Annotated in this window: 11 protein-coding genes; 4 read left to right on the plus strand and 7 right to left on the minus strand. The window is 70.9% G+C overall.

Features of this window, described 5'->3' with window-relative positions; translation table 11 throughout:
* The first annotated feature begins 147 nt into the window (after positions 1 to 147).
* Positions 148 to 1,245 (plus strand): catalase family protein, encoded by a 1,098-nt coding sequence (locus DK389_RS28525; RefSeq protein WP_109894832.1) that lies wholly within the window; start codon positions 148 to 150, stop codon positions 1,243 to 1,245.
* Between the two features lie 52 nt (positions 1,246 to 1,297).
* On the opposite strand, the gene DK389_RS28530 is transcribed toward DK389_RS28525, so the two are convergent.
* Positions 1,298 to 2,092, minus strand: a complete 795-nt coding sequence (locus DK389_RS28530; protein ID WP_109894834.1) for a hypothetical protein — start codon at positions 2,090 to 2,092, stop codon at positions 1,298 to 1,300.
* An 83-nt stretch (positions 2,093 to 2,175) separates the two neighbouring features.
* Complete coding sequence (locus DK389_RS28535; protein ID WP_162560924.1) at positions 2,176 to 2,433, minus strand: hypothetical protein; 258 nt, start codon at positions 2,431 to 2,433, stop codon at positions 2,176 to 2,178.
* Positions 2,434 to 2,848: 415 nt separating this feature from the next.
* On the opposite strand from DK389_RS28535, the gene DK389_RS28540 reads away from it, so the two are divergent.
* On the plus strand, positions 2,849 to 4,417 hold the full coding sequence (locus tag DK389_RS28540) for an amidase family protein (protein ID WP_109894838.1): 1,569 nt from the start codon (positions 2,849 to 2,851) through the stop codon (positions 4,415 to 4,417).
* Positions 4,418 to 4,428: 11 nt separating this feature from the next.
* Here the strand turns inward: DK389_RS28540 and DK389_RS28545 are convergent, their stop codons facing one another.
* Positions 4,429 to 5,298, minus strand: a complete 870-nt coding sequence (locus DK389_RS28545; protein ID WP_109896930.1) for an alpha/beta fold hydrolase — start codon at positions 5,296 to 5,298, stop codon at positions 4,429 to 4,431.
* Between the two features lie 275 nt (positions 5,299 to 5,573).
* Between DK389_RS28545 and DK389_RS28550 the strand changes: the two genes are divergently transcribed.
* Positions 5,574 to 6,629 carry an AI-2E family transporter gene (locus DK389_RS28550; RefSeq protein ID WP_109894840.1) on the plus strand — a complete coding sequence of 352 codons (1,056 nt, stop codon included), beginning with the start codon at positions 5,574 to 5,576 and terminating at the stop codon, positions 6,627 to 6,629.
* Between the two features lie 38 nt (positions 6,630 to 6,667).
* Here DK389_RS28550 and DK389_RS28555 read toward each other — a convergent pair whose 3' ends face one another.
* Complete coding sequence (locus tag DK389_RS28555; protein ID WP_109894842.1) at positions 6,668 to 8,383, minus strand: sensor histidine kinase; 1,716 nt, start codon at positions 8,381 to 8,383, stop codon at positions 6,668 to 6,670.
* Positions 8,384 to 8,684: 301 nt separating this feature from the next.
* Between DK389_RS28555 and metB the strand changes: the two genes are divergently transcribed.
* Entirely contained in the window at positions 8,685 to 9,848 is a 1,164-nt protein-coding gene (gene metB / locus DK389_RS28560; RefSeq protein ID WP_109894844.1) for a cystathionine gamma-synthase, read from the plus strand.
* Between the two features lie 115 nt (positions 9,849 to 9,963).
* On the opposite strand, the gene DK389_RS28565 is transcribed toward metB, so the two are convergent.
* The 3 genes from DK389_RS28565 to cyoC all read right to left on the minus strand — a co-directional run bounded on the left by DK389_RS28565 (position 9,964) and on the right by cyoC (position 11,491).
* On the minus strand, positions 9,964 to 10,266 hold the full coding sequence (locus tag DK389_RS28565) for a hypothetical protein (RefSeq protein ID WP_109894846.1): 303 nt from the start codon (positions 10,264 to 10,266) through the stop codon (positions 9,964 to 9,966).
* A 179-nt stretch (positions 10,267 to 10,445) separates the two neighbouring features.
* Positions 10,446 to 10,868: a cytochrome o ubiquinol oxidase subunit IV gene (cyoD, locus tag DK389_RS28570; RefSeq protein ID WP_109894848.1), complete on the minus strand. Its 423-nt coding sequence runs from the start codon at positions 10,866 to 10,868 to the stop codon at positions 10,446 to 10,448.
* Positions 10,865 to 11,491 (minus strand): cytochrome o ubiquinol oxidase subunit III, encoded by a 627-nt coding sequence (cyoC, locus tag DK389_RS28575; protein WP_109894850.1) that lies wholly within the window; start codon positions 11,489 to 11,491, stop codon positions 10,865 to 10,867. The genes cyoD and cyoC overlap by 4 nt, the downstream gene beginning before the upstream one ends.
* Positions 11,492 to 11,494 lie beyond the last annotated feature (3 nt).

An 11,494-nucleotide genomic window follows, 5' to 3' on the forward strand; every position in this document is an offset into this window, starting at 1 on the left:
AGAGCGGCTCGGGCTCAACCGAGCCTCTCCCAACCCATTGACGAGACAGACCTTCCGCAGCCGAGGCGCTGACCGGTGCCGCGCGCCCGCACCGGTGCTGCGCGCCGGCACCCCGGAAGGGCCGGACAGCCGACGCGAGGAGCCGCGATGACGCAGACCAGCCACCCGATCCGCTACCATGACGGCATCGAGACGCCCGCGCCCGACGAGGCCGAGACCATCGCGAAGATCATCGCCTCGATGACCCGCGAGAGCGAGAAGACGGCCGACCGCTACGGGCACGCGGTCCGCGCCTCGCACGCCAAGGTGAGCGGCGTCGCGGTCGGCACCCTGGAGATCCTGCCCGGCCTTCCCGCCGAGCTCCGCCAGGGCTTGTTCGCCGAGCCGGGGACCCACCCCGTCGTGGTCCGCTTCGCGCAAGGGCCCGGCGAATACCTCAAGGACAGCGTCTCGACGCACCGCGGCATGGCCATCAAGGTCTTCGACGTCGAGGGCGAGAAGCTGCCCGGCCACGGGGCGCCGACGCAGGACTTCGTCCTCGCCACCGGCCCGGTCTTCCCCAACCCGGATGCCAAGGGCTTCCTCGGCAGCATGAAGCAGCTCGAGGCGGGCACCGGCGCGCCGGAGGGCCTCAAGGCCGCCGTCTCGCGCACGGCGCGCGCCCTCGACAGCGTGGTCAAGGGCGTGACCGGCACGAGCGCGCCGCTCCTCGACTTCTTCGGCCACGCGCCGCTGCACCCGCTGGCCGAGCCGTACTACTCGCAGGCCGCGCTCCGCTACGGCGACCACGTCGCCAAGATCGCGGCCTTCCCGGCCGGCGCCGCGCAGGGCGCCCTCGCCGGAAAGACGCTGGACCCCGGCGACGATCCGGACGCGTTCCGCCACGCGGTGCTGTCCTTCCTGAAGGGCGAGGCGGCCACATTCGAGATCCGGGTGCAGCTCTGCCTCGACCTCGACGCGATGCCGGTCGAGGACGCCTCGCAGCGCTGGGACGAGGCGGAAAGCCCCTACCGGACGGTCGCCCGCCTCATCCTGCCGGCGCAGGACGGGTATTCGGAGGCGCGGCGCCGCTACGCCGACGACGTGCTCGCCTTCCGCCCCGCCCACAGCCTCGCCGCGCACCGGCCGCTCGGCTCGCTGATGCGGGCGCGGCTGAAGACCTACGAGGCCCTGTCGCGCTTCCGGCACGAGCGAAACCACGTCGACGAGGTCGAGCCCGCCTCCGTCGATCAGGTGCCGGCCTGAGCTCCGTCGGAGGGGTTGCCGGATCCCCGGGCCCGGGAATCCGGCCGCCCCGTCAGGGCACCCGCGCCTGACGCCCCGGGCGCCGCGCGGCCCGGTCCGGGAGGCTGGCGGCGAAGCGGTCGGCCGCGACGACCTCCGTGACGACGCCGGCCGCGCGCAGCAGGCCCGGCTCGGGCATCCACATGTCCGCGGCGCGGATCGCGAGGGCCCGCGCCACGAAATCCGGGGTGAGGCCCGCGTTCAGGTAGGCCGTGCGCTCCGGCGCCGCGTCGACCGGCCGGGCCGCATCGAAGAGGCCGACCTCGTAGGGGCCGTGGAAGCCGAGCCGGGCGCCGGCCGCGAGGGAGCGCCCGCGGCCGCGCACGTAGACGAGGGTGCAGGCCGAGGCGCAGATGTCCGCCACGTGGGTGGCGAGGCCGTGGGCGGCGACGACGGCGCCGAGGGCCAGCGCCTCCCCGACGAGGCCGCCGTCGCTGGTGAGGTGGATCCGCACCACGCCGGGATGGGCGCCGAGCAGGGCGGCGACCCGGTCCGCGACGCCTTCGGTCAGGTCGCCCGTCAGGTGCAGGTCGCGCCCGTCCGGCCCGAGATCCAGCCAGGCCTCGGTCGCCGCCGCGTCCCCGTCGGAGGCCCATCGCGCAGCGGGGGAAGCCCCGGACAGGGGCTCGACCCGCTGCGGCACGTCCTCGGGCAGGTCCGGCCGGGCCGCGGCCAGGCCGGCCGTGCCGGTGCCGAGGAGCGCGAGGAGGCCGGCGGCCGTGAGGCGGAGCCGGTGGGCCACAGAGAGGCGGAGCCGGTGGGCCATAGAGAGGCGGAGCCGGCGGGTCATCGAGAGCCTGAGCCGCATGCCCGAACGCTCCGCGTGAGAGGCTGGATGGTCGGAGGGCCGCACGACGCGTCCGGACGGCCACGGACCGTCCGCATCGGGGCCTAGGCGAGATAGGCGGCCATCATCTCCGCGACGGCGCGCGTCGCGTAGGTCGGCGGGCTCTCGCCCCGCTCGACCGGGAAGGCCTCGACGATCCTGCGGCCGGCGAGGATCTGATCCACCTCCTCGGCCAGGAGCCCGTCGTCGAGGGCGGCCGCGCGGGCGGCGCGGTCGTGCGCGCCGACGCGGGCCCAGGCGCCGGCCGCCCAGGCGGGTCCCGGCCTGTCGCGGCGATCAATCGCGTCGTGTCGAACCGACATCGTCGTCATCCCTGCCTGCAGAACCGCGTGCCATCCCCGTTCGGCCGCCGCACGCACAGGTGAACGACGCGGTCCGCACCGCGCCTGGACTGCATATCCGGAGCGTCTCGCTTGATGTCATGCCGCAACTCCGTGGCGCTGCCCCGTCGATTGCAGGATCATAGGCGGGGACGGGCGGAATGTGCTTCCAAAGACCTGTCGATCGATGGAGCGTCCCGCGCGCGGCGGCGGCGTGGCGTGGAAGATCGCCGCCGCCCGCCGCAATCCTCCGGGCGATGATCGCGATCAACGTCCGCGGTGCACGATCGTGATCGCTCGGACGCGCGGTCGTGATCGCTCGGACCCGGCCGCCTTCGGCGCGCGTTGGCCCAACCTATGCCTGGGGCGACGGCCCTCTCTGCAACCGGCAGGATCCATGTTCAGACCCACCTCCACCCGCGCCGCACTCGTCGTGCTCGCCGCCCTCGGCCTCCCCGCGCAGGCGCAGGAGCGCTTCGCCGTCGAGGAGGCGACGATCGCCGGCGTTCACGAGGCCCTGACGGCCGGTCGGATCAGCTGCCGCACGCTCGTGCAGACCTACCTCGACCGGATCGCGGCCTACGACCAGGCCGGCCCGAAGCTCGCCGCGATCCGCGCGGTGAACCAGCAGGCGCTCCGTCAGGCCGAGGCGTTCGACCGCGACTCCGACCGGCGCGCCTCCGCGCCGCTCGCCTGCGTGCCGCTGGTCCTCAAGGACAATTACAACACCGCCGAGCTGCCGACGACCGGCGGCTCGGCCTCCCTCGCCGGCGCGCAACCGGCGCAGGACGCGTTCGCCGTGGCCAAGCTGCGCGCGGCCGGCGCCCTCGTCCTCGCCAAGGCGAACCTGCAGGAATTCGCGCAGGGCGGCGTCTCGGTCAGCTCGCTCGGCGGCCAGGTGCGCAACCCCTACGACCTGACGCGCACGCCCGGCGGATCGAGCGGCGGCACCGGGGCCGCCGTGGCGGCGAACCTCGCGCTCGCCGGGACGGGCAGCGACACCGTGAACTCGATCCGGTCGCCGGCCTCCGCCAACAACCTCGTGGGCTTGCGCGCGACGCAGGGGCTGATCAGCCTGAGCGGCATCATGCCGGTCTCGAAGACGCAGGATGCGATCGGCCCCATCACCCGCACCGTCGCCGACGCGGCGGCCCTCCTGCAGGCGATGGCCGGCCCCGACCCGGACGATCCGCTCACCGCACCGTCGGCGGGCAAGGTGCCGGAGAGCTACGCCGCCTTCCTGAAGCCCGACGCGCTGAAGGGCGCGCGCCTCGGCGTCGTCAAGGCTCTGTTCGGGACGAAGCCCGAGCACGCGGAGGTCAACCGCGTGATGCAGCAGGCCCTGGACGCCCTTGAGGCGGCCGGCGCGACCCTGGTCACGATCGAGGATCCGGCGTTCGAGGCCAACCGCCTCAACGCCGAGAACGACGTCCAGACCTACGAGTTCAAGGCGCTGTTCAACCAGTACCTGGCCACGATCCCGAACGCGCCGCACCGGGACCTCGCCGGGATCATCGCCTCGGGCCAGTACCACAAGGCAGCCCTCGAAAAGTTCTTCGCCGGGGCCGAGGCGCGCCAGGACGGCATGGCGGAGCCGGAATACCGGGCGCGGCTGGAGCGGATCGCCGCCTTCAAGGCGCATGTCGCCGCCCTGTTCGACGCCGAGCGCCTCGATGCCCTGGTCTATCCCCTGCAGAAGCGGCTGGTGGTGCCGATCGGCGAGCTGAACCAAGCGGACCGCAACGGAATCGTGGCCGGCCTGACGGGCTTCCCGGCCATCGACGTGCCGGCGGGCTTCTCGGCGCCGGGCGAGACGGCGCCGCTCGGCGTGCCGGTCGGCCTGGACCTGCTCGGCCGGCCCTGGAGCGAGGGCAGGCTTCTCGGGCTCGCCTACGCGTTCGAGCAGGCGACCCGGCTGCGTCGGCCGCCGGCCAGCACACCGCCCCTGCCCTCACCCGCGCGGTGAGACCCGGCCGCTCAGGGCCGCCCGGCCCGGCGGCGGAGGAAATCCCGGGTGAGGTCCGCGATCTCGTCCGCCTTCACGTCCAGCGCGAAATGGCCGGCCTCGAGGAGGTGGACCTCCGCATCGGGCACGTCGCGCCGGTAGGCCTCGGCCGCCTCGGCCCGGAACGAGGGGTCGTGGCGCCCCCAGAGGACGAGGAGCGGCGGCCGGTGCCGGCGGAGCCAGGCCTGCCACGAGGGGTAGCGCGCGACGTTCGTCCGGTAATCGTAGAAGAGTTCGGTCTGGATGTCGGCCTGGCCGGGCCGGCTCAGGAAGGCGAACTCGTCCGTCCACAGGTCGGGGTCGTACGCGCTCGTGTCGGGGTCGTGCCCCAGGTGCCGCTGCCGCGTCGCCGCGAGCGACAGGAAATTCTCGCGCAGGTCCGCCTCGTGGGCCCTCCGGTCGGCCCAGAAGGCGCGCCGGGTGTCCCAGAGGGGTCCGAGCCCCTCCTCGTGGGCCACGGCGTTCTGGATGACGATGGCCGCGACGCGCTCCGGATGCGCCAGCGCGAGCCGGAACCCCACCGGGCCGCCGTAATCCTGCAGGAAGAGGCCGTAGCGGCGCAGGCCGAGGGCGCCGGTGAAGCCGTCGACCACGTCGCTCAGACGATCGAAGGTGTAGGCGAAGGACGCGGGATCGGGCGCGTCGCTGTGGCCGAACCCGATGAGGTCGGGCGCGATCAGCCGGTGCGCATCCCCCAGCCGCCGGAGCAGAGGCTCGTACATGCGCGAGGACGACGGGAACCCGTGCAGGAGCAGGAGGGGCGGGGCGTCGCGCGGGCCGGCCTCCCGGTAGAAGACGGACAGGCCGTCGACCGTGACGGTTCGATAGGAAATCCGGGCCATCGCAGCGCCCTTCCGCTCCGCCAGATCCCGCTCCCGCGCGCATCCGTCGGACGCCGCAGGCCGGCGCGCATTGGGACAGGCTCCCTCCGGAAGCGCAACCGCGACCGAGGCGATCCGTCGGGCCATTCGAGCGCGTCAGGCCGGTGAAGGCAAAGCCTCCGAACGCTCCGGCATCACCGATCCGGTCGTGTCCCCTGGGCATCGCGGATGCCGGCTCTGCGCATTTCCAGCGGATGCGAGTAACGTCCTCAGAGCGCAGCGACCGAGGCGATCCGATGCTGGATCCTGCACCAGATCACCGACAGGCTCGCATCCCGGCGCGCCCCGGCGCCTCCACGCGCCTGGAGGTCGCCACGCAGGTCCTGGCCGGCTTGGCCTTGCTGGGCATCCTGCAGTTTCATCTGCTCGGCTCCCTCTTGGCAGGATTGCTAGTCTACGAACTCGTGCACGCGCTGGCTCCCAACCGGTCCGGCACGCTCGTCCAGCACCACACGGCCAAGGTCATCGTCGTCGCTCTTCTGGCGGCCGTCATCGCCGCCCTGGTCGGGGCCGCCATCCTCGGCCTCGTCGCCCTTTTGTCCAGCGGCTCGGACAATCTCTCGCTGCTCCTGCGCAAGATGGCCGAGGTGATCGAAACCCTGCGCTCGCACCTTCCTCCCTGGGCCCTCGACGTCGTTCCCGAGGAATCGACCGAGCTCAAGAACGCGAGCGTGGCGTGGCTGCGGGACCATGCCGGGCAGTTGCGCTCGATCGGACAGGATGTCTGGCGGGCCCTGATCCACATCCTGTTCGGCCTCGTGATCGGCGGCTTGGTCGCGGTGAGCCGCGAGACCGGGACGGGAGAGCGCGGGCCGCTCGTCCAGGCCCTGACGACCCGGGTTCGCCTGCTCGCCGCAGCCTTTCGCAGCGTCGTGTTCGCCCAGGTGCGCATCTCGGCCCTCAACACCGCGCTCACAGCCCTGTACCTGCTCGTGGCCGTGCCCTGGATGGGCTTCCCGCTCCCGTTCACCAAGACCATGGTCGGGCTGACCTTCGTCGCGGGCCTCCTCCCCGTCATCGGGAACCTGATCTCGAACACGGTGATCGTTCTGGTCAGCCTGAGCGTCTCGCCGGCTCTGGCGGCAGGCTCGCTCGCGTTCCTCGTCGTCATTCACAAGCTCGAGTACTTCGTGAATGCCAGGGTGATGGGCGGTCACATCCATGCCCGCGCCTGGGAGTTGCTGGTCGCCATGCTGTGCATGGAGGCGGTCTTCGGGATCCCGGGCCTCATCGCGGCGCCGATCTTCTACGCCTACCTCAAGAACGAGCTCTCTCGGCAGCGCTTGATCTGACCGAGCCGCCGCTCGACGTCACGGCGCAGGCCGCGGCTTCACCGGGCCCGGCCCAGCGACAGGGCCGCCACGATTCCCGGTGCCGCCTGCTCGATGGGGACATCGAGGGTCAGGCGCACCCCGCCCGCATCGAAGGCCATGTCGATCTCGCCGTCGAGCTCGCGCTTGATCGCGCCGGTGATCAGGCGGGTGCCGAATCCGCGCCGCTTCGGCGGGGCCACGTGCGGGCCGCCGCTCTCCTGCCACGTCAGGCGGAGCCGCTTCTCCCCGTCGCCACGGGCCGCAACGCTCCACGCGACGCATACCCGCCCCGCCGGTATGCTCAGCGCCCCGTATTTCGCGGCATTCGTCGTCAACTCGTGGGCCATCATGCCGATCGCCAGGACATAACGCGGCGCAAGAATGACCGACGGGCCCTCCAGCACGACTTGATCGAGGCTGCTGCGATAGGGGTCGAGCTCGTTCTCGAGGACTTCGCGCAGCGAGGCCCCGCTCCAGTCATCGCGCGTCAGGAGGTCGTGCGTCTTCGACAGGGCGAGGAGACGGGACTCGAACTGCGCCACATCCTCCTCGCCGCCGCGCGATTGCCGGGCGAGGGCCTGCACGGTCGCGAGCGTGTTCTTCACGCGGTGGTTCAGCTCATGCAGCATCGTCGTCTGCTGATCCTGCAAGCTGCGGCTGCGGGCGAGCTCCGCCCGGAGATCGTCCTGGCTGGCCTCGACCGACTTGGCCATCGCGTCGAACGCCTCGCCCAGCTGGCCGAATTCCGAGGTGCCGACGATGCCCGTGCGGGCCCGGAGATCGCCTGCGCGCCATGCGGCCACGGTCCGCAGGAGGCGGTGCATGGGCCAGCGGATGAAGGCGCGCCCCCCGATCAACGCGCCCGCGCCCGAGAGCACGGCTCCGAGCAGGATCAGCACGATGCCGCGATACGTGGCAGCATCGACATCCGCGAAGGCCAGGGCCCGATCCCGCCCGATCACGACGGTGAGGCCCTCCAGAACGCCCTTCGGATGCACCACGCCGACGACCCGCTCGCGGCCGTCGAGCCCGGTCACGATCCGTGCCGCCTCCTGATCGCGGGCCAGGCGCGCCAGGCGCTCCGGCGGCAGGGGGCGACCGACCCAGACGTCCTGATCCGGGCGGCGCACGAGAACGACGCCGTTCCGGTCGGCGACGGTCAGGGACGTGCTGGATTGGGGCACCAGATGACGGAGCCGTTCGGACAACCACGAGAGATCGATGCTGGCGACGAGCACGCCGACCACCCGAGCATCGTCGTCCCGCAGGGGCTGCGCGAAGTGGACGGACTCGCGCTCGGTCGCCACCCCTTGCGCGAACCCGCCCATCGCGAACTCCTCGGTCGTCAGGACGCGCTGGTGGTAGTCGCGGTCGGAGACCGAGTAGGCGCCCGGTGCGGAGCCGAGGCTGTTGCAGAGCAGGCGGCCGTTCGTCTCGGTGACCGCGACGAGGATGATCTGCGGCAGCTTGTCGATGATGCGGTGGAGGAACTCGGTACAGGCCTGGGGATCGCGCTGCCGGATGGCGGGCGCCTCGGCGACGATGTCGAGCGTCTGGCGGATGCTCTCGGAGAGCTGATCGAGATCCCCGGCAACAACCCGGGCCGTCGCGAGTGCATCGGTCCGAACAGCTTCATCCCTGTCGGCGCGCAGCGCGTATTCGTTGTATCCTTGTATTGCGAGCGCAGGAGTGAGGGCGAGCGCCACCAGAGCGAGGACGCGGCTCGTCAGCAATTTGTCCTCCCCACAGCCTGCGCCTTACAAGGCCGGCCGCAGTTCTACGCTTGTTGGACTGTCAATCTGCGCGAGCTCATTGCCTAAGGCAAGATGCTTGGCCCATGAGCCCGGCATTGAACGCGTCAGCATCAAGAGGCCGTGAAGGATCATCGACGCCTTCGCCGCATCCTGCGCGAGGCGGGTGCCGGGAGCCGCGGATTGTTCGGTTGCAAGCTCGCAACGTTCTCTTTAACGAACGATCGCGCAGATCACGGGCTTAGACCGGTGGCCTGACGGCTGCGGAAGAGAGGATGATCCGATGTCAGAAGGGCGAGCCGCACGCACCATCGCCGCAACCAACGGCGTGGCGCAGGACACAGCCTTCGGGGCCGTCATCGCTCCGATCCATCTGTCGACGACCTACAAGTTCCCCGCGTTCGAGAAGCCCGGCCCGTACGATTACTCGCGCCTCGGCAATCCGACGCGCGACCAGCTCGCGGACACGATCGCCAAGCTCGAAGGCGGTGCCCGCGCCGTCATGACCGCGAGCGGCATGGCGGCCCTCGACCTCGCGCTGTCGGGTCTCTGCCCGGGCGACCTCCTCGTCGCGCCGCATGACTGCTATGGGGGCACGCACCGCCTGCTCAGCCTTCGGGCGGCCCGGGGGCAGTACCGCGTGACGTTCGTCGACCAGACCGACGACGACGCGCTCGCGGCCGCTCTCGCTCGGAATCCCAAAATCGTGCTCATCGAGACGCCGAGCAATCCGCTCATGCGGGTGGTGGACATCCACCGCGCGACGGCGCTCGCGAAAGCGGCCGGCGCGCTCTCGGTGGTCGACAACACCTTCCTGTCGCCCGCGCTGCAGCAGCCGATCTCTCTCGGGGCCGATCTGGTCGTCCATTCCACCACCAAGTTCCTCAACGGCCATTCCGACGTCATCGGCGGGGCCGTGATCGCCGCCGACGCGGCGCTCGGCGAGGACCTCGCTGCGTGGGCGAACACGATCGGCGTCACAGGCTCGCCCCTCGACGCCTATCTCACGCTTCGCGGCGTTCGCACGCTCTTCGTGCGGGTGGAGCACCAGCAGGAGACCGCGGCGGCGCTCGCCGCCTTCCTCGACGCTCACCCGGCGGTGCGACGCGTGCACTACCCGGGCCTGACGTCGCATCCGGGCCACGGGCTCGCCAAGGCCCAGCAGCGGGGCTTCGGTGCCATGCTGAGCTTCGAGCTTGCGGGCGGCCTCGAGGCCGTGCGCCGCCTTGTGACGGCGCTGCAGGTCTTCACGCTGGCCGAGTCGCTCGGTGGGGTCGAGAGCCTGGTCGCGCACCCGGCGACCATGACCCACGCGGCGATGGATCCGGACGCCCGTGCCACGGCCGGCATCACGGACGGACTGCTCCGGCTGTCGGTCGGCCTCGAGGCTGAGGAAGACCTGCTGGCCGATCTGTCTCGCGGGCTCGACGCGGCCGCTCGCATCTGAGCGGGAGGCTCCGCGCCCGTCCCCGTGTCGCGCCGGCCCTGTCTGCCTTGCCGGAGGCGGATGCCGATGACCCTCGGAGCCCGGCAGCCGATCGGCGCTCCCGGATCGCCGCGACCTAAGGGCTGATCTGTGAACGTCCAGGCGCCGCGTCGCACCGGTACGAACGCTTGTCCTCCCTGGATGCGAGCGCGATCCGGCCGCCCGTCGCCTTGCAGCTCGCACCGATCCGCTGGAGGGCCCAGTGCTCGGCGAGGGCGAGGCTCAACGGCATGAACGTGACGGCCAGCAGGAACCAAGCCGTCAAGCCAGCGATCCACCAATTCAGCTTCGGCAGTTCAGGCCTGCCCTGCCCCGACCACTCCGGCGGGAGCGGCGCGAGGAAGGCGACCGTGAAACAGAGGCCCTGCACCAAGCTCATCGACTGACTTGGTCCCGTAAAGGCTGCGTCGGACGTCCATGTCCTGCTGGTTGTGCCACCTGAAACAGCGCCTCCCGCACTCCGCGCGGCCGATCATCCCTTGCATGCCCACGCGCGATCCGTTCGAGCGTCCCGCTGCAGCGATGGATCTGCCCGGCGACGAGCGCCCCGCCCGATCGTCAGGGCCTCTGCAGCGCCTCGTGCGGCGACATCGGCATCATGTTCTGATCCATGTGGTACATGACCCATATCGAGCCGACGAGCGTGATCACGACAAGTGTCAGCGTGAAGACCAGGGCCAGGAAGGTCCAGCCGCCCTCCGACTTGGTGTTCATGTGCAGGAAGTAGATCATGTGAACCACGATCTGCACCGCCGCCAGCGCCATGACGACGATGCTCGTCATGAACGTGTCCTTCAGGACATCGCCCATGACCAGCCAGAACGGAATGGCGGTGAGGATGACCGACAGCACGAAGCCGGTCATGTAGCCCCTGAACGTCCCGTGCGCCCCGTGCGGATGATGGTCCCCGTGCGCGGTTCCGTGTCCGGCACCCTCCTCCCGCGACGTCCGGGCGAAGCCGGCCCCGCTCACCGCGCTCATCGCATGGCTCCCATCAGGTAGACGAAGGTGAAGACGCCGATCCAGACCACGTCGAGGAAGTGCCAGAACATCGACAGGCAGAGGAGCCGGCGCTGGTTCTCGGCGATCAAACCGCGCTGGCGGACCTGCACCATCAGGACGACGAGCCAGAGGGTCCCGAACGTGACGTGCAGGCCGTGGGTGCCGACGAGGGTGAAAAAGGCGGACAGGAAGCCGCTGCGCTGGGGCGTGGCGCCCTCGTGGATCAGGTGCGTGAACTCGTAGAGTTCGATCGCCAGGAAGCCCGCCCCGAACAGGCCCGTGACGGCCAGCCAGCGGAGGGTCGTGTCGATCCGGTCCTTGTCCATCTCCAGCATGGCGAAGCCGTAGGTGATGGAGGAGAGGAGCAGGAGACCCGTGTTCAGGGCGACGAGCCGCAGGTCGAACAGATCGGCCCCGGACGGTCCGGCCGCGTAGTTGCGGCCGAGTACGCCGTACGTGGCGAACAGGATCGCGAAGATGAGGCAGTCGCTCATCAGGTAGAGCCAGAACCCGATCAGCGTGCCCCCGTCGCCGTGGGCATGTGCCTCTCGCTCGTAGAAGACCGGGGCTGTGGCGCCGGGCGGGGCAGTCACCTCGTGCATCGG

It is taken from the genome of Methylobacterium durans (assembly GCF_003173715.1).
GTDB classification, from domain to species: domain Bacteria; phylum Pseudomonadota; class Alphaproteobacteria; order Rhizobiales; family Beijerinckiaceae; genus Methylobacterium; species Methylobacterium durans.

What these genes read in the sequence shown, in the direction of transcription:
- DK389_RS28525 (WP_109894832.1), top strand. Translation starts at nt 148, where the DNA reads ATGACGCAGACCAGCCACCCGATCCGCTACCATGACGGCATCGAGACG.
- DK389_RS28530 (WP_109894834.1), bottom strand. Translation starts at nt 2,092, where the DNA reads ATGCGGCTCAGGCTCTCGATGACCCGCCGGCTCCGCCTCTCTATGGCC.
- DK389_RS28535 (WP_162560924.1), bottom strand. Translation starts at nt 2,433, where the DNA reads ATGTCGGTTCGACACGACGCGATTGATCGCCGCGACAGGCCGGGACCC.
- DK389_RS28540 (WP_109894838.1), top strand. Translation starts at nt 2,849, where the DNA reads ATGTTCAGACCCACCTCCACCCGCGCCGCACTCGTCGTGCTCGCCGCC.
- DK389_RS28545 (WP_109896930.1), bottom strand. Translation starts at nt 5,298, where the DNA reads ATGGCCCGGATTTCCTATCGAACCGTCACGGTCGACGGCCTGTCCGTC.
- DK389_RS28550 (WP_109894840.1), top strand. Translation starts at nt 5,574, where the DNA reads ATGCTGGATCCTGCACCAGATCACCGACAGGCTCGCATCCCGGCGCGC.
- metB (WP_109894844.1), top strand. Translation starts at nt 8,685, where the DNA reads ATGTCAGAAGGGCGAGCCGCACGCACCATCGCCGCAACCAACGGCGTG.
- DK389_RS28565 (WP_109894846.1), bottom strand. Translation starts at nt 10,266, where the DNA reads ATGAGCTTGGTGCAGGGCCTCTGTTTCACGGTCGCCTTCCTCGCGCCG.
- cyoD (WP_109894848.1), bottom strand. Translation starts at nt 10,868, where the DNA reads ATGAGCGCGGTGAGCGGGGCCGGCTTCGCCCGGACGTCGCGGGAGGAG.
- cyoC (WP_109894850.1), bottom strand. Translation starts at nt 11,491, where the DNA reads ATGCACGAGGTGACTGCCCCGCCCGGCGCCACAGCCCCGGTCTTCTAC.